The organism is uncultured Faecalibaculum sp., from assembly GCF_910588395.1.
Lineage (GTDB): Bacteria > Bacillota_I > Bacilli_A > Erysipelotrichales > Erysipelotrichaceae > Faecalibaculum.
Genome location: NZ_CAJUPA010000005.1, coordinates 58,697 through 75,191 on the forward strand (window position 1 = coordinate 58,697; position 16,495 = coordinate 75,191).

At 55.8% G+C, this 16,495-nt stretch carries 15 protein-coding genes; 12 read left to right on the top strand and 3 right to left on the bottom strand.

All coding sequences use genetic code 11. The features are described 5' to 3' along the window. The first annotated feature begins 195 nt into the window (after positions 1-195). The 10 genes from purE (at position 196) to QZ305_RS02430 (ending at position 11,104) form a co-directional block, all read left to right on the top strand. Entirely contained in the window at positions 196-687 is a 492-nt protein-coding gene (purE, locus tag QZ305_RS02385; protein ID WP_294729894.1) for a 5-(carboxyamino)imidazole ribonucleotide mutase, read from the top strand. Then, positions 687-4,394 (top strand): phosphoribosylformylglycinamidine synthase, encoded by a 3,708-nt coding sequence (locus QZ305_RS02390; RefSeq protein WP_294729895.1) that lies wholly within the window; start codon positions 687-689, stop codon positions 4,392-4,394. The genes purE and QZ305_RS02390 overlap by 1 nt, the downstream gene beginning before the upstream one ends. After that, positions 4,391-5,776: an amidophosphoribosyltransferase gene (locus QZ305_RS02395; protein ID WP_294729896.1), complete on the top strand. Its 1,386-nt coding sequence runs from the start codon at positions 4,391-4,393 to the stop codon at positions 5,774-5,776. The genes QZ305_RS02390 and QZ305_RS02395 overlap by 4 nt, the downstream gene beginning before the upstream one ends. Further along, positions 5,760-6,788 carry a phosphoribosylformylglycinamidine cyclo-ligase gene (purM, locus tag QZ305_RS02400; protein ID WP_294729897.1) on the top strand — a complete coding sequence of 343 codons (1,029 nt, stop codon included), beginning with the start codon at positions 5,760-5,762 and terminating at the stop codon, positions 6,786-6,788. Before QZ305_RS02395 ends, purM begins: the two co-directional genes overlap by 17 nt. After that, the gene (gene purN / locus QZ305_RS02405; RefSeq protein WP_294729898.1) at positions 6,785-7,360 is read left to right on the top strand and encodes a phosphoribosylglycinamide formyltransferase; all 576 of its coding nucleotides are present in this window, start codon (positions 6,785-6,787) and stop codon (positions 7,358-7,360) included. Before purM ends, purN begins: the two co-directional genes overlap by 4 nt. A gap of 109 nt (positions 7,361-7,469) precedes the next feature. Continuing rightward, a complete protein-coding gene (gene purH / locus QZ305_RS02410) occupies positions 7,470-9,002 on the top strand; it encodes a bifunctional phosphoribosylaminoimidazolecarboxamide formyltransferase/IMP cyclohydrolase (protein WP_294729899.1) in 1,533 nt (510 codons plus the stop codon). A gap of 41 nt (positions 9,003-9,043) precedes the next feature. Next, positions 9,044-9,205 (top strand): rubredoxin, encoded by a 162-nt coding sequence (gene rd / locus QZ305_RS02415; protein WP_067553961.1) that lies wholly within the window; start codon positions 9,044-9,046, stop codon positions 9,203-9,205. Positions 9,206-9,364: 159 nt separating this feature from the next. After that, positions 9,365-9,682: a PadR family transcriptional regulator gene (locus QZ305_RS02420; protein ID WP_294729900.1), complete on the top strand. Its 318-nt coding sequence runs from the start codon at positions 9,365-9,367 to the stop codon at positions 9,680-9,682. Beyond that, positions 9,679-10,359 carry an HAAS signaling domain-containing protein gene (locus QZ305_RS02425; protein ID WP_294729901.1) on the top strand — a complete coding sequence of 227 codons (681 nt, stop codon included), beginning with the start codon at positions 9,679-9,681 and terminating at the stop codon, positions 10,357-10,359. Before QZ305_RS02420 ends, QZ305_RS02425 begins: the two co-directional genes overlap by 4 nt. Continuing rightward, entirely contained in the window at positions 10,352-11,104 is a 753-nt protein-coding gene (locus QZ305_RS02430; protein ID WP_294729902.1) for a DUF4097 family beta strand repeat-containing protein, read from the top strand. Before QZ305_RS02425 ends, QZ305_RS02430 begins: the two co-directional genes overlap by 8 nt. A 145-nt stretch (positions 11,105-11,249) precedes the next feature. On the opposite strand, the gene QZ305_RS02435 is transcribed toward QZ305_RS02430, so the two are convergent. Then, on the bottom strand, positions 11,250-12,707 hold the full coding sequence (locus tag QZ305_RS02435; protein WP_294729903.1) for an alpha-amylase: 1,458 nt from the start codon (positions 12,705-12,707) through the stop codon (positions 11,250-11,252). A 109-nt stretch (positions 12,708-12,816) separates the two neighbouring features. Here QZ305_RS02435 and QZ305_RS02440 point away from each other — a divergent pair, with 109 nt between their 5' ends. Continuing rightward, the gene (locus QZ305_RS02440; RefSeq protein ID WP_294729904.1) at positions 12,817-13,314 is read left to right on the top strand and encodes a nitroreductase family protein; all 498 of its coding nucleotides are present in this window, start codon (positions 12,817-12,819) and stop codon (positions 13,312-13,314) included. A 140-nt stretch (positions 13,315-13,454) separates the two neighbouring features. Here the strand turns inward: QZ305_RS02440 and msrB are convergent, their stop codons facing one another. Then, positions 13,455-13,928, bottom strand: coding sequence for a peptide-methionine (R)-S-oxide reductase MsrB (gene msrB / locus QZ305_RS02445; RefSeq protein WP_294729905.1), 474 nt, complete (start codon positions 13,926-13,928; stop codon positions 13,455-13,457). 230 nt (positions 13,929-14,158) lie between these two features. On the opposite strand from msrB, the gene QZ305_RS02450 reads away from it, so the two are divergent. Then, positions 14,159-14,839, top strand: a complete 681-nt coding sequence (locus QZ305_RS02450) for a CDP-alcohol phosphatidyltransferase family protein (RefSeq protein WP_294729906.1) — start codon at positions 14,159-14,161, stop codon at positions 14,837-14,839. Positions 14,840-15,048: 209 nt separating this feature from the next. Here QZ305_RS02450 and QZ305_RS02455 read toward each other — a convergent pair whose 3' ends face one another. Continuing rightward, a complete protein-coding gene (locus tag QZ305_RS02455; RefSeq protein WP_294729907.1) occupies positions 15,049-16,161 on the bottom strand; it encodes a DUF4317 family protein in 1,113 nt (370 codons plus the stop codon). Positions 16,162-16,495: the final 334 nt, after the last annotated feature.

Genomic DNA, 16,495 nt, shown 5'->3' on the forward strand with positions numbered 1-16,495 from the left:
AAACAGTGACAGAAAAATATGGATTGTCAATCTGTATGACCTAAGGTAATATGACTCGTAGGGGAATTCCCCGCTTTTGGAGGGTCTGGTTATGGTCTTAACGAGATTGACGACAGAAGATACTGCAGAAGTTTTTTTCAGCGTACCAGAAACCCGGTGCGCTTTTTTCGTCTCAGTGACACAAGAAAGGAAACGGTGAGTTCAGTGAAACATTCCGTACTGATCGTGATGGGATCACGTTCCGATCTGCCGCAGATGGAGCCCTGCATGGAAATGCTGACAACGTTCGGCATTCCCTTTGAAGTCCGCATTCTGAGTGCCCACCGCACACCCGCCGCAGTGCTGGAAGTATCCGCAGGCGCAGTGGACAAGGGCGTGGCAGTGATCATTGCCGCCGCTGGCGGCGCCGCTCATCTGGCTGGCGTCCTGGCCAGTTCCACGCCCCTGCCGGTGATCGGTGTTCCCATGGAAACCAGAGTGGCAGGAGGAATGGATTCCCTGCTCTCCACTGTTCAGATGCCTGGCGGGGTCCCCGTGGCAACAGTGGCTGTGGGCAAGGCAGGCGCCAAAAATGCGGCGATCCTGGCTGCACAGATCATTGGCACAGCCGACGGGGCTGTCCGCGAAAAAGTGGTCCAGTTCAAGAAAGACCAGGCGGAAAAAGTGCTGGAGGGATCGAGACTGTAATGAATACAAGAATTTTTGTCCGCAAGAAACCCGGCTTCCGGGTGGAAAGCCAGTCGCTGGAGGATGAACTGCGCCAGTCGCTGAATCTGCCGGCGGACTTCCGGCTTGTAAAGTACAACATTTACGACATCTTCGGCGCCGATCAGGAAGAAATCTCCCTGCTTCGGCAGCATGTTCTGGCGGAAGCTGTGACCGATGAAATTGCCGAACCGGATGGTGACTGCGTCCTGGCCTATGAATATCTGCCGGGACAGTATGACCAGAGAGCGGATTCCGCCATGCAGTGTCTGATGCTGCTCTCCGGCCGGAAACCGGCTGTGATCCGCAGCGGCACCCTGCTGGAGATGGAAAACATTTCCGAAAAGCAGAAACAGGCCATTGCCTCCTACGTGATCAACCCGGTGGAATCCCGGATCAAGGATCTCTCCGTGCTGGAAAACGACCAGGATGTGCAGGTGGAACCGGTACCCGTGCTGGAGGGATTCACGGGGATGGATGAACCGGCTCTGGAAGCGCTGCACCGGCAGCTGGGTCTGGCCATGAGTCTGGAGGACCTGCGCTTTGTGCAGGATCATTTCCGCAAAGACGAGCACAGGGATCCCACCATGACAGAAATCCGGGTACTGGACACCTACTGGTCCGATCACTGCCGGCACACCACCTTTGAAACGGTGCTGGAGGATGTGGTCTTTGAGAAAAACTGTCTGCAGCAGCGGCTGCAGGAAGCATGGGACAGATATCAGGCCCTGCGGCAGGAAGTTCACGGCGGCCGGAAACCGGCGACGCTGATGGATATGGCCAGCCTGGCCGGAAAATACATGAGGAAAACCGGAAAGCTGGAGGATCTGGAAGTTTCGGATGAAATCAATGCCTGCAGCATTGAAATCACCGTGGATGAAGACGGTGTCCGTTCCCCCTGGCTGCTGATGTTCAAAAACGAAACGCACAACCATCCCACGGAGATCGAGCCCTTCGGCGGAGCTGCCACCTGCATTGGCGGTGCGATCCGGGATCCTCTGTCCGGACGGAGCTACGTGTATCAGGCCATGCGGATCACCGGAGCCGGTGACATCAACCGTCCGGTGAGCGAGACCATGGAACACAAGCTGCCGCAGTCCAGAATTTCAAAAACCGCAGCCCGGGGCTACTCCTCCTACGGCAACCAGATCGGTCTGCCCACAACCTTTGTGGAGGAAATCTTCGATGAAGGATACACTGCCAAGCGCATGGAAGTGGGGGCTGTGATCGGTGCGGCGCCCAGATCCCATGTAAAACGGGAAAAGCCGCAGCCGGGGGATGTGGTGGTGCTCATTGGCGGTGCCACCGGCCGTGACGGAATTGGCGGTGCCACCGGTTCCAGCAAGGAACACACAGACACAAGTCTGGAAAAGTGTTCCTCGGAGGTCCAGAAAGGAAACGCTCTGACAGAGCGGAAACTGCAGCGTCTGTTCAGAAACCCGGATGTCACCAGACTGATCCGGAAAGCCAATGACTTCGGTGCCGGCGGTGTGTCCGTGGCCATCGGGGAACTGGCGGACGGGCTGGTGATCGATCTGGATGCTGTGCCGGTCAAATACGAGGGACTGGATGGAACGGAACTGGCCATCTCCGAGAGCCAGGAACGGATGGCAGCGGTGATTCCGGCAGAATCCTTCGACACGTTCCGGGAACTGTGCCGTCAGGAAAATCTGGACTGCGTGCAGGCAGCTGTGGTCACGGAAGAACCGCGGCTGGTCATGAACTGGCGCGATGAAACGATTGTGGACCTGTCCCGGGCATTTCTGGATACCAACGGTGTGCGGCAGCATCAGTCCGTGAAGGTGACAGCCTCCGAATATGACAGCGATCCTTTCCGTACGACCCAAGAGTGCACGCTGACGGAGGTTCTGAAACGCCCGGATGTGGCCTGTCAGATCGGTCTGGCGGAAATGTTCGATGCGTCCATCGGCAAGTCCACGGTGCTGATGCCCTTCGGCGGCAGAAAACAGCTCACACCGGAGGAAGGAAGCGTGCAGAAGCTGCCCACAGACGGTTTTACCACCACAGTGAGTGCCATGACATTCGGATTTGATCCGGAGGTCTCCAAATATTCTCCCTACCTGGGTGCAGCGTATTCCGTGACGGCGGCCCTTGCCAGACAGGCGGCGCTGGGGATGGATCCGCTGAGTGCGCGGCTTTCCAATCAGGAATACTTTGAACGGCTTGGACATGATCCGGTGAAATGGGGACGGCCTCTGGAAGCAATGCTGGGACTGATCGATGCGCAGATTGCCTTCGGGACACCTTCCATTGGCGGCAAGGACTCCATGTCCGGCACATTCAATGACATCCATGTGCCGCCCACGGTCATCACCTTTGCGGTGACAACCGGTCAGGCGGACAAGGTCCGGCCTTCTGAATTCTCGCAGGCAGGACATGATCTGTATCTGCTGGCTCATACACCGCTGGCAGATCACAGTCCGGATTACGAACAGCTTTGCCGGAATTTCCAGGCGCTGGAATCTGTTTCTTCCAGCGTTGTGGCAGCCCGATCTGTCAACAGCGGCGGCATTGGGGCGGCCCTGGCGAAAATGGCTTTCGGCAACTGGATCGGCGCGTCTGTGGAAGTTCCGGATCCCTATGGTTTCGGCATCGGATCTCTGATTCTGGAAACCTCCGAACCTCTGAGCGATCCCCGGTTTGTGAAAATCGGACAGACCAACGGTGATGAAACTCTGACCATCAATGGACAGGCAACAGGGCTGCAGGAAGCCTTCGATGCCTGGACTTCCACCTATGAAGGCCTGTATCCCCGCAAAGCCCGGACAGGTGAAGGAGAACCCGCTGCGGATCTCTGTGAAGGAGAGAAGCAGTATTCCCGGGTGCAGGTGGAAAAACCCCTGGTGCTGATTCCTGTCTTCCCGGGGCAGAACTGTGAACTGGACACCACCCGCCGGTTCGAACGGGCGGGAGCCACAGTGCGGCAGTTTGTGCTCAATGACCGCACCCCGGAAGCGTTGAAAAACAGTGTCAGCCAGCTGGCACAGGAAATCCGTCAGGCACAGATCCTGATGATTGTCGGCGGTTTCTCTGCGGGAGATGAACCGGATGGCTCCGGAAAATTCATTGCCAACGTACTCCGGAATCCGGAAATCGCCGAAGCGGTGGACTTCATGCGCCGGGAAAACGATGGCCTGATTCTGGGCATCTGCAATGGTTTCCAGGCGCTGATCAAGTCGGGACTTCTGCCCGGCGGTCTGGAAAGCGGTCAGGAAGACAAGGCTCCCACCCTGTTCCGGAATGACATTGACCGTCACGTGTCCCGGGTAGCCAGAACGAGAGTCACCAGCAACCGGTCTCCCTGGCTGCAGGACTTCCGGCCGGGGCAGGTGCATTCTGTGGCTTTCTCTCATGGCGAGGGAAAATTCGTGGCGGATGAAACCTGGCTGCGGACCCTGGCGGACAACGGACAGATCGCCACGCAGTATGTGGATGAAACCGGGACACCTTCCATGGATGGCGAGTACAACATCAATGGCTCGGCCTGGGCCGTGGAAGGCATCACCAGCGAAGACGGACGCGTTCTTGGAAAAATGGGTCACAGCGAGCGCTGGGAAGAAGGTCTGTTCATCAATATCGACGGTGACAGGAATCAGGATATTTTCGCTTCCGGTGTGCGTTTCTTCACTCACGCACCCCAGAGCGATGTACCGGAACATGACGCATGAGTGAACAGATTCTGCAGGATATGGCGGGAATCGCCGGTCTGTTTCATGTTCCGGAGGCAGCCGGAGACTGTGCCCTGCTGCTGCATGGCCTGCAGCACAGAGGCCAGGACGGTGTGGGCATTGCCGTCACGGACGGCAGCAGCCTGACCTGTTTCAAGAGACGGGGACTGCTGTCCGAGCTTCTGAAAGAAGAACCTGTGCAGGAAACCCCGGGAACTGCCGCCATCGGCCAGGTGCGGCTGCGTCTGGAGGAAGACCGGATGGATGAAAACCTGCAGCCGGTGATGGTCCGTGCCTATCAGGGACATTTTGCCATCGTTTCCACCGGCATGATTGAAAATGCAGGTGAACTCCGGGATGAGATGGAGCAGCAGGGACTGATTTTTCAGGGGCTGTCGGATGCAGAGCTGATCGCTCACCTCATACAGCGGGAACAGGGGCATCTGTTTGAAAAAATCACCCGGGCCTGTGCACAGATGCGGGGGTCCTGGACATTTCTGCTCATGACCAAAAGCACGATGTATGCCATGCGCAGTCAGGAAGGGGCCCGTTCTCTGTTTGTGGCAGATGTGCCGGACACCACCGGGGGCAAGGCTTTTGCCACGGAATCCGGCGCCCTGAGCATTCTCGGGGCACAGAATGTCAGGGAGCTGCAGCCCGGGGAACTGATGCGGTTTGGCAAGGGTGAAAGCCGGTGCTGGCAGATGCCGGCAGTCCGTGAGGCCATTGGGCCCTGTGCCATGGAATTTGTCTATTTTTCCCGGCTGGACTCCGGCATGTCCGGCCTGGGGGTGCTGACCGCCCGCAAGGCCTTTGGCCGGGCACTGGCCATCTCCGAAACGGAAACGGCGGATATGGTCATCGGTGTGCCGGATACGGCAATTGATGCCGCAGCGGCTTTTGCCAGAGAGCTGCAGATTCCCTATGAAACCGGGCTGATCAAAAACCGGTACATCGGGTCCACCTTCATCCGGCCCACGAGAATGCAGAGAGAGCAGGGGATGCGGGTGCGTCTGAATGCGATTTCCTCCGTGGTGGCGGGCAAGGATGTGTTCCTGGTGGATGATTCCATCGTCCGAGGCAGCACGGCAGCCAGAATATGTCAGCTGCTGCGGGAGGCAGGAGCCCGGAAAATTCATTTCCGGGTTGCTTCCCCGGTGATCTGCGAAGCCTGCACAAAAGGAGCCGAAAGCAGCCGCCGCCAGGATCTGGCAGGAGCAAAATGGACAGAAGAGGAACTGAAGGAAAAAATCCGGGCGGATTCCGTCCGGTTTCTGAAACGGGAAGAGTTTTCCCGGGCGCTGGGAATCAGAGCCTGCCAGGCCTGTTTCAGACACGATGAACTGATGCGAAAGGAAGAAGAGAATGGCAGAACAGTATGAAAAAGCCGGGGTGAGCCTGGAAGCCGGATATGAATCCGTCCGGCGCATCCGCAGTCATGTGGACAGAACGAAGATCATGGGAGCCGGAGACTCCATTGGTGCCTTTGGCGGTCTCTTCGATCTTTCCCTGTATGGAATGAAAGAACCGGTTCTCGTATCGGGAACCGATGGCGTGGGCACCAAGCTGCTGATTGCCTTTGCCATGGACAAGCACGACACCATTGGCATTGATGCCGTGGCGATGTGTGTCAACGATGTACTGGTTCAGGGCGCCAGACCGCTGTTTTTCCTGGACTATATCGCCGTGGGTAAAAACTACCCGGAGGTGATCGAGCAGATTGTCAAGGGAGTCGCGGATGGCTGTGTGGATGCACAGTGTGCGCTGATTGGTGGCGAAACTGCGGAGATGCCGGATATGTATGATGTGCATCATTATGATGTGGCTGGTTTCTGTGTGGGCGCTGCGGACAAAAAGGACATCCGCACCGGGGACAAAATCCAGGATGGAGACGTGCTGATCGGGCTGCCTTCCACCGGTGTGCATTCCAATGGCTTCTCACTGGTGCGCAAGGTGCTGTTCAAGGATGCAAAGCTGGATCCCCATCAGAAGATGGAAGAACTGAATGGACGGGAACTGGGAGATGTGCTGCTGGAGCCCACCCGGATCTATGTCCGTCCGGTGCTCAGAGTGCTGGAAGAGGTGGACGTTCACGGCATGTCCCACATCACCGGCGGTGGATTCTTTGAGAACATCCCCCGGATGCTCAAAGACGGACAGGGTGTGCGGATCGAAAAGGACAGTTTTCCCCGTCCGGCTATCTTTGATGTGATTTCCACCTATGGCGGCATTGATGAAGAGGAGATGTACAACGTCTTCAACATGGGCATCGGCTTCATCATGACAGTACGCCCGGAAGACGCAGGCAGAGTCCAGCAGATCCTGGAAGACATGGGTGAAACCAGCTATGTGATCGGCGAGGTGACGGATTCCGGGAAGGTTGAAATCGAATGACAGTCCGGGCGGCTGTCTTCGTATCCGGAAGCGGCACCAATCTGGAAGCACTGCTGAAGCGCCAGGAAGCCGGGGATCTGCAGGCGCAGATCGTGACGGTCATCAGCGACAATCCCGATGCCTTCGGCCTGCAGCGTGCTGCCAGTCACGGCATTCCGGCTCATTATGTTCCCGCCAGAGGAAGACCCAAGGCAGAATATGAAACCGAGGTTCTGCACATTCTGCAGGAGGCGGGCGTGGAACTGATCATTCTGGCAGGATACATGCGGTTTGTGGGTCCCACACTGCTGAATGCCTGGCCAGGAGCCATCCTGAACATTCATCCGGCGTATCTGCCGGAATTTCCCGGAGCCCATGGGATCCGGGATGCCTGGGAAGCCGGCGTGAAGGAAACCGGTGTGACGGTCCACTATGTGGACGAAGGCGTGGATACCGGTCCTGTGATTCTGCAGGAACGGGTGCCGGTACCGGAAACCGGCGGTCTGGAAGCGCTGGAAGCCGCGGTCCATGCCAAAGAATATGATCTGTTCTGGCGGGCGGTGAACAAAGCCGTCAGCCATCAGCAGAAGTAAACGGTCAGATGCGAAGCAGACCATGTCCGGGTCAGATCCGGTACAAGGTTCAGGCTTCACAGTCTGATGGAAACAGTCAGAAAAACAGGAACAAGGAAAGGAATCAGCTATGAAACGAGCACTCATCAGCGTATCGGACAAGACAGGGCTGTCTGAATTTGCCCGGGGTCTGGAAGAACTGGGATATGAAATCATTTCCACCGGCGGCACCAAACGGGCTCTGGAGGAAGCCGGCCTGAAAGTCATCGGCATTTCCGATGTGACCGGCTTTCCGGAGATCATGGATGGCCGGGTCAAGACACTGCATCCCAATGTGCACGGTGCTCTTCTGTGTGTCCGGGACAATCCGGAACACGTGAAGCAGATCCGTGATCTGGGGATTCAGGACATTGACATGGTGGTGGTGAACCTGTATCCCTTCAGGGAAACGGTGCAGAAACCCGGTGTATCCCATGAAGAGATCATTGAAAACATCGACATTGGCGGTCCGAGCATGCTGCGTTCCGCTTCCAAGAATTACCGGTTCATTCCGGTGCTCTGCGATCCGGCGGACTATGATCAGGTTCTGAAGGAACTCCGGGAGAATGGGGAAACATGTCCGGTCACCAGAGAACATCTGGCAGCCAAGGTGTTCCGTCACACTGCCCGCTACGATGCGATGATTGCCGACTATCTCACCGGGAAAACCGGCGAGAAGTATCCGGAAAGCATGACGATCACTTTCGACAAAGTGCAGGATCTGCGGTACGGAGAAAACCCCCATCAGAGTGCGGCATTCTACAAAGGCATGAATCCGCAGTACTCTCTGGCCAATGCGGTGCAGCTGCATGGCAAGGAGCTGTCCTACAACAACATTCAGGATGGCAATGCTGCCATCGAGATTCTGAAGGACTTCCAGGGCCAGCCTGCGGCTGTGGGTCTGAAACACATGAATCCCTGCGGTGTGGGAATCGGCAGCACAATCAACGAAGCCTGGGACAAAGCCTATGAAGCGGATCCGGTTTCCATCTTCGGGGGCATCGTGGCGCTGAATGAACCGGTGGACGAAGAACTGGCTGAAAAACTGTCCAGAATCTTTCTGGAAATCATCATTGCGCCCTCGTTCACCCCGGAAGCTCTGGAGATCCTGGAGCGCAAGAAAAACATCCGGCTGCTGCAGCTGGATACCAGTCTGGAGCCTGCCAACACGAAAAAATATACCAATGTGAACGATGGACTGCTGGTGCAGGACATGGATACAAAACAGGTGACGGAAGAGGAACTGACTTGTGTCACAGACCGCAAGCCCACAGAGGAAGAGCTGAAGCAGCTTCTGTTCGGCTGGAAAGTCGTGAAGCATGTGAAATCCAATGCCATCGTGCTGGTCAAGGATGACATGACCATCGGTGTGGGAGCCGGACAGATGAACCGGGTTGGTGCCGCGAAAATCGCCATTGAACAGGCGGGAGAAAAAGCGAAAGGGTCTGTGATGGCTTCGGACGCGTTCTTCCCCATGCCGGATACCGTGGAAGCCGCGGCTGCAGCGGGTGTGACGGCCATTATTCAGCCGGGCGGATCCATCAAGGATCAGCTTTCCATTGATGCCTGCAATGAAGCGGGAATTGCCATGGTTTTCACGGGCGTTCGCCACTTCAAACATTGACAGGTGTGTTATAAAGTAGTCAGCGGAAAGGAGATTCTTTCATGGACAAGTATGTATGCACAGTTTGCGGGTATATCTATGATCCCGCCGAAGGCGATCCGGACAACGGCGTAGCCCCCGGAACTGCGTTTGCGGATATTCCCGATTCCTGGGTATGCCCGGTTTGTGGTGTTCCCAAATCTGATTTTGAGAAAATGGACTGAGGTCCCGGTACATAATCAGCGAACAGAACAGCAGATCTGCAGATTGAAGCGGATCTGCTGTTTTTTGTACGCCTGACAGGGCACAGACAGCGGCATGTTTCGAAAATCGTCACAATCTCCAATATTATTCACCGTATAATATTGGAGAAAGGAGATCCTATGCTGATACAGACAGGAGGCGGCCTGCTGGACATGTGTGTTCTGGCAGCACTTGACCGGGAAGATCTTTACGGATACCGCCTGACCAGGCAGATCAAGCAGGTGCTGGATGTATCCGAATCGGCGTTGTATCCCGTGCTCCGGCGGCTGAAAAAAGACGGTCTGCTGGAAACATATGACCGGGAAACCGATGGGCGGAACCGGAGATACTACCGGATGACAGAACCGGGGCGCAGGCGCCTTGCGGAATACAAGCAGGAATGGGAAACACTGTCCAGCCAGATTGACACGATTCTGGAAGGAGGAAAGGATATATGACGGAAAGAGAGTACATACAGCGTCTGCGGGAAAACCTGCGGCAGATTCCGGAAACGGAAACGGAAGACGTGGTGGAATACGTCAGGGAATATTTTGAGGAGGCAGGAGAAGAGGAAACGCTGCGGGCTCTCGGTTTTCCGGAGAGCTTTGCCCGGCAGATCAGTGCCGACGCTGCTGCCAAACTGCCGCCGCTTCCGGGCATTGCCAGCCGGAAGCAGCAGAGAGCGGAAACTGCAGGAGAATCCGGCTGCTTCGGTTCAGACCAGAAAGAAACCGCTGAATGGAACAGTGCCCAGGCAAGGCGCAGCCGGGCCACGGTATGGATCCTGGTTCTGGGCATCCTGTCTCTGCCCCTCTCCCTGCCTCTGGCAATGGCCGTGATTCTGATTCTGTTTTCCGTCCTGCTGCTGGTGATTTGTCTGGTGTTTGTGGTCGTGGTGGTCATGATGGCCGGCATCATGAGTACCGGATTGTGTGCATGGCGGGCGGCAGCCATGATGATGACAGAACCGGTGGCGGCTTTGTATGTGCTGGGCGCAGCTCTGGTCAGCTCTGGCCTGGCGCTGCTTTCTTTCTCGGCTCTGCGCGGTTTTGTCACCCAGGGCGTGCCGTTCATCACAGAGAAATTCTCCGGCTTGTACCGGACGCTGCGGGAAAGGAGAAACGCACATGCATAAACTGACAAAATGGGGACTGAGTCTTGCTGGTGCCGGTCTGCTGGTGATGGGTGGAACCTGGGCGGTTCTTGGCAGCCGGGTCGAGGATCTGACAACGTTTTCCTTTGGCTTTCCCGATTCCGGCAATCCCTGGCAGGATGTGAAGGCCAGCTACGGCGCAAAGGAAAAAGTCACGAGTCTGGACCTGGAAACGGCAACCGGAACTGTGACGATCAGGCAGGGAAAAACCTTTGAAATTCAGACAAATGGCATCAAACGGGCAGGATCCGGAGAAGAAGACGGGCACTGGACAGAATTTCATACAGAGAATGGGCTGGCTGTTTTCCGCACCGGACAGGAAGGGTGGCAGACAGTGAATGGTGAAGAAGCCCGCATCCAGGTCACGATCCCGGAAACAGTGAAAACCGTGAATGTATCTGTATCCATGGGATCCCTCAGCTGTCATGATCTGAATCTGGATACCGCGGATTTGTCCGTGAACATGGGAGACTGTGATTTTCAGGGACGCGTATCCCGCAGCCTGGCAGCCAGTGTGGATATGGGCAATGGATCTCTGGATCTGCAGATGCCCCAGGCCCGGCTGGATCTGTCTGTGGATATGGGAGAGCTGACACTGAATGGCAGAGAAACCGAACATGATTTCATGACTTCGGCGCTGAAAACCGGGAATGAGGGACCGGCGGTTACCGCTTCTGTGAATATGGGAAATCTGAACGTTTCCCTTCAGGACAAAAGCAGATCCTGACCTGACAGCCGGTGACATACAGCCAGACGAGTCCGGACAGGGAATAAACCGGAGATAAGAAAAAAACAGCTGAGTCCGCTGATGATACGGCACATTTCTCAGCTGTTTTCGTCGTTCCGGCTCCTCAGAGAACGGGGTACCCGGCTCACTGAAACCGTCCGGCGGCTTTCTGCAGCTTCCGCCAGTCCTCTTTCAGCACATAGACAGCCAGTCCGCCGGGACGGCAGGTGATGGTCACCTGTCCCTGCCTGTCAAAAGCCGGTGTATTCACCGGATCGGTGATATCCACCAGCGTTCTGCCCGCCAGCCGGGGCTCGGATACCGTTTGCTGTTTCCAGTCCGCAATGGTGAACAGCACAATGACCGGATGGGGACCCCAGGCCATCCAGCAGGCTTTCTGGGGATCCTCGTCATAGAGATCCACGATATTGGGCGTCAGAAGATGAGCCCGGATCCACATCATTTCCCGCAGAAAGGGCACGGGCGGATTCCCCCGGCGCAGACCATACAGATCACCATAGAATACAACAGGCATCCGGGAACGATTCAGAAGGATGGATGCATAAGCCTGGGGGCGGAACCAGTCCATGACCCAGGACTCCAGGGCCTGCCCGGGCTGCGTATCGTGATTGTCCACGAAGGCTGCCGCATGATCCGGATCTGTATCCGTCAGCGTGTAATTGAAAAGGTGACGGATGTCGTAGTGGCCATTGGAAGCGGCGGCCTGCTGAAGGTGATAGTGCAGGGGAACATCCAGCAGGCGCATGCATCTCTGGCAGTCATTCAGATAGTTTTTCAGTACGAACACATCACCGGACCAGTACTCTCCCAGTGTCAGATCGGGGTGATTCCCCGTGGCGTGCATTGCAGCGAGCCACTGGGGAAAGAAATGCGAATCGATGGATTTCAGGGAATCCAGCCGGAATCCATTGACTCCTGTGGTTTCGGTATACCATTTGCCCCAGGTGTACAGCTCCTGCAGGACCTCCTCACTGGAAAAATCCACATCGGCACCCATGACATAATCGAAATTGCCCAGTTCTTCGGAAACATGCGAATTCCAGGTTTTTCCTTCAAACATGAGGATGCTGCGGCTGCCATGAGCGTCTGTGCAGTCTGTTCCCGTGAAATGCCGCCAGTGCCAGCGAAAATCCGAATACTTTCCCTGCCGTTCCGGAAACTCGTAGTCTGTCCACACCGTGACAGGATGCAGATCCTGGAGAATGCGGCTTCTGTTGGAAGGATCCACGGTACGGGCCTGGAGTGTTTCTGTTTTATCCGCACCCATGCGGTGATTCAGAACAATGTCTGCCAGAACCCGGATCCCCCGTTTCTGCAAGGCGCTGATGGCGGACAGATACTGTTTTCTGGTCCCATATTTGGTGGCAATGGATCCCTTCTGCCTGAATTCACCCAGGTCATACAGATCGTAGGGACCGTATCCCACATCCCGGCTGCCGCCCTGGCCTTTGTACGCCGGCGGAAGCCATACACCTGTGACACCCAGACGGGCCAGCACCGGCGCCTGGCGCTGTGCCTGGGTCCACAGCCGGCAGTCCGGCTCCAGGTCCCATTCGAAGTACTGAATCAGGGTTTCATTCATCACAGATCATCCTTTCTGTCAACAGTCCGGCAGCAGGCCAGGGCGCAGCAAAACCGGCAACAGCCGCTGCAACGGTATAATGGCTTCGATAAGAAAAGAGGCAGATATCATGAACAGCATTTTCCACAGAAGATCCATCCGTCAGTACACAGCCAAACCCGTATCCCGGGACGACATCGAACAGGTGCTGCGGGCGGCCATGGCTGCCCCCACAGCCTGTGATGACCGCCAGTATCAGTTTTATGTGGTGACGAATCCCGGACTCCGGCAGCAGCTGGCAGCCTGTTCCCTGTATGCAGGCTGTGCCGCCGGTGCTCCGGTGGTCATTGTTCCCTGCTGGGAGAAGGAGACCGGTCACGCACCGGAATATGCCCCGGTCAATCTCTCTCTGGTCTGTGAGAATCTGATGCTGGAAGCCGATGACCTGGGACTGGGTACAGTGTTTCTGGGTATCTATCCGGAAACAGACCGGATGCAGAAAGTCTCTGATGCCCTCCGGCTGCCGGCAAATCTTGTTCCCTTCGCGCTGATTCCCCTGGGGCATCCTGCCAGGGAAGCCGCAAAGAAGGACAAATTCGATCCTGCCCGGATTCACTGCATCGACTGAGCATCCGGCTGCTGCCGCCAGTGATCAGAGCGGATCAAAGTGCCGAAGCGGCGGAACAGACACAGTGCAGTCCGCCGGCTACGGCACTTTTCTGCATCCCCGACAGGCGGATCCTCTGTCTGGAACAGCTGACACATCGGTTATCTGACAGGGGTCTGATTTTCATCAGCTGGCCCTGACCGGACCTGATCCAGAAGATCGCTGTACCCCTCCTGCGCCATCCGGGATTCCGGCACAAACCGCAGGGCAGCGGAATTGATGCAGTAGCGCAGACCACCGCTCTGTGCCGGTCCGTCATTGAATACATGACCCAGATGTGAATCGGCCTGGCTGCTTCGCACCTCCACCCGTTCCATGCCGTGAGAATGATCTCTGAGACAGGACAGCGCATCATCAGAAACCGGTCTGGTGAAAGCCGGCCATCCGCAGCCGGAGTCGTATTTATCTGCAGAAGAAAAAAGCGGCTGACCGTCCACCGGATCCACGTAGATACCCGGCTCAAAGAAATGGTCATAGATCCCGCTGAAAGGCGGTTCCGTGGCACCCTGCTGGGTCACGGCTTGCTGCAGTGGGGACAGAGCCTTGACCGCAGTCTGTTTTTCCTGTTTGTTCATACAGAAATCATAGTAAAAAGATAAGAAAAAGACAGCTTTCCGGACCTGCCGGAACCTCAAAGGAGTATGGTAGACTGTTTCTGTCCCGGGCCCGGAGGTCCCATCCCCGGCTTTCAGGTTTCCGAGTCATGAAAACTCTGCCAGCAAAAGACCATACTGGCAGTCAGTGTCTGCTGACATGACAGCCGGATTGAAACAATACCCGGAGAGAAGAGAAAGGAGAAGAGATCATGGATACCAAACACGGCCTGCAGAGAATTCTCACCCTGCCCAATCTCATCACCTGCATCCGGATCGCCGGTGCTCTGGCTCTGATCTGGATGGTCCCTTTTTCTCCGGCTTTCTATACAACCTACCTGATCTGCGGCCTCAGTGACGGTCTGGATGGATTCGCAGCCAGAGTCACCGGACAGACATCGGAATTCGGCCGGCATCTGGACAGCGTAGCCGATCTGGTCCTCTACGGCACGGTGTTTCTGAAACTGCTGCCGGCCATGACAGCCAGTCTGGCCGGATGGATCTGGATCTGGCTCGCTGCAGCCGTCATCCTCCGGCTCATGGTCTATGCTCTCATTGCCATCCGCTTCCGGAAATTCGCCGCCACCCACACCTGGCTGGACAAACTCAGCTCCATCCTGGTGTTTCTGGTCCCCTTCAGCATTGAACCAGGCTGGCAGGACTGGGGATGTTCCCTGGCACTGTTCGCCGCCACCGCCGCTTCTCTGGAAGAACTGATCATGTTCGCCGGCAGCAGTCAGTATGATCCCTCCCGCCGCACCGTGCTCCAGTCACCGCAGCCCAGGCAGACCAGACAGACTGGATCACCTGTCAGCCGGAAGCTGGCTCCCGGCCAATCCAGCCGGAAACCGGAAATCAGACAGCCGGTGAACGGACAAAGACGGGAACTTTGACCGATGCATCCGGACAGGACAAAAGCTGAAACAGAAAAAGCAGTCAGACCAGACAGAAATGGGCTGTGTCCTTTCGACACGTTCCACTCTGTGAGGCTGACTGCTTTTTGATGATCCCTGTCCGGTTTTGAGCTTCGTCACTTTCGGACAGAATAGCTGTCTGTTCCCGGAACATCAGACAGCAGAGAACCGGGCAGCGCTACTGAGTGCTACTGATTGACATCCATGCCATTGACCTCCAGACCGTCATCAATCTGAATCATCAAAAAGCGTTTGCCATCCACCAGCCGGGTTTTGACCTTCCACGCCGCATCCCCCCGCACCGTCACGCTGATATCCTTCATCTTCACCGTCAGCTTCTCCGGATCCATCAGATTCACCGCCTTCAGTTCATTGTCCCCCACGGTTTTGTCATACACCGCCGAATAATGCTGCAGGGATTCCTGAGACAGCCCTGCATCCTCCAGCAATCCCCGCATCCGGGTCTTGTCCATGGACAAAGGCGTCCCCTCTTCCTCCGCCTCCGCCACCATATCCCGCAAAGATCCATAGACATGACTGACCGTATCGAAATCCAGCTCCCGGCCCGCCACATCCGCCAGCATCTTCCGGAAACAGTCGTTTTCCTTGTCATAGGGAAGAGCAGACATGGATCCAATGATATTTTCAATGAACATCTCATTCGGCCGCTTCGGCGTCTTCGTATAATACAGAATGTGATTCACATCCGCCCCACCATCCGTATAACAGGGATAGAGAAAGCCGTCCAGGCCCGAAGAAATCACGTGCATATCCACATCCTCTTTCTTCTCCATTGCGCCGCTCTCCTGATTGAAATACAAACCGATGTCCGTCAGCGTTACCTCATTTACTGAACAAACCAGGAAACGATAGGCAGAACCGGCATCCTCCATCCTGTTTTTATCCTTGATCTGCCACTCGCACGCCGCCAGAATCAGGTAATAGCCATTCAGGTAAGACGTATTCCGGGAAAAATCCTCCACGAACCCTCGAATCTGCTCTTCATCCTTCAAACGTGACTGATTCAGATCATACAGCCGCTGCTGACAGACAGAACCCGTCTCAAAACTGTATTCCGTCAGCTGTTTCCCCAGCTTCCCGGACAGAGCCTTTTTCAGGATGCTCAGATAAATGGTCCGTTCGGATTCCGACAGATCCTCATAGTCCGTCACCTGGAAACACTTCAGAACCGGCGAAGAGTTTTCATTGGATACATACGCCGTTGCGATATTCGTGATGAAAAAGTCACTGTTGTCTTTTTTGAACTGACGCCGCAGCTGGGCGATTTCTTTTGCATTCATGTCTGTAAGTGTACCATTCTCCACGGCAATCAGGGACATTCACTTCGTGAGAAGCCGCAAGTTTCTGCCGATGCAGACTGCCAGCAGTCCTTGCCGGGGCGGATATGAGGAAAGGGGAGAAGGGGGATATGAGAGAGGTGTGGATTGCAGATGATTGGCGGGGGCCAGTATCGAATGCATGGGGCCTGTATTGAATGATGAGAGGCTTCAGGAGAAAAAGGAAAGAGTTGCACGAAATGCTGTCACTTGCACTTATCGGTGATGCAGCAAAGAAAGATGCAAAAAAGAACAAAAAGTGGTTGCATTCTCCTGTGGCTGTGGTATTATAAGTGAG

What these genes read in the sequence shown, in the direction of transcription:
- QZ305_RS02390 (WP_294729895.1), top strand. Translation starts at nt 687, where the DNA reads ATGAATACAAGAATTTTTGTCCGCAAGAAACCCGGCTTCCGGGTGGAA.
- QZ305_RS02395 (WP_294729896.1), top strand. Translation starts at nt 4,391, where the DNA reads ATGAGTGAACAGATTCTGCAGGATATGGCGGGAATCGCCGGTCTGTTT.
- purM (WP_294729897.1), top strand. Translation starts at nt 5,760, where the DNA reads ATGGCAGAACAGTATGAAAAAGCCGGGGTGAGCCTGGAAGCCGGATAT.
- purN (WP_294729898.1), top strand. Translation starts at nt 6,785, where the DNA reads ATGACAGTCCGGGCGGCTGTCTTCGTATCCGGAAGCGGCACCAATCTG.
- purH (WP_294729899.1), top strand. Translation starts at nt 7,470, where the DNA reads ATGAAACGAGCACTCATCAGCGTATCGGACAAGACAGGGCTGTCTGAA.
- rd (WP_067553961.1), top strand. Translation starts at nt 9,044, where the DNA reads ATGGACAAGTATGTATGCACAGTTTGCGGGTATATCTATGATCCCGCC.
- QZ305_RS02420 (WP_294729900.1), top strand. Translation starts at nt 9,365, where the DNA reads ATGCTGATACAGACAGGAGGCGGCCTGCTGGACATGTGTGTTCTGGCA.
- QZ305_RS02425 (WP_294729901.1), top strand. Translation starts at nt 9,679, where the DNA reads ATGACGGAAAGAGAGTACATACAGCGTCTGCGGGAAAACCTGCGGCAG.
- QZ305_RS02430 (WP_294729902.1), top strand. Translation starts at nt 10,352, where the DNA reads ATGCATAAACTGACAAAATGGGGACTGAGTCTTGCTGGTGCCGGTCTG.
- QZ305_RS02435 (WP_294729903.1), bottom strand. Translation starts at nt 12,707, where the DNA reads ATGAATGAAACCCTGATTCAGTACTTCGAATGGGACCTGGAGCCGGAC.
- QZ305_RS02440 (WP_294729904.1), top strand. Translation starts at nt 12,817, where the DNA reads ATGAACAGCATTTTCCACAGAAGATCCATCCGTCAGTACACAGCCAAA.
- msrB (WP_294729905.1), bottom strand. Translation starts at nt 13,928, where the DNA reads ATGAACAAACAGGAAAAACAGACTGCGGTCAAGGCTCTGTCCCCACTG.
- QZ305_RS02450 (WP_294729906.1), top strand. Translation starts at nt 14,159, where the DNA reads ATGGATACCAAACACGGCCTGCAGAGAATTCTCACCCTGCCCAATCTC.
- QZ305_RS02455 (WP_294729907.1), bottom strand. Translation starts at nt 16,161, where the DNA reads ATGAATGCAAAAGAAATCGCCCAGCTGCGGCGTCAGTTCAAAAAAGAC.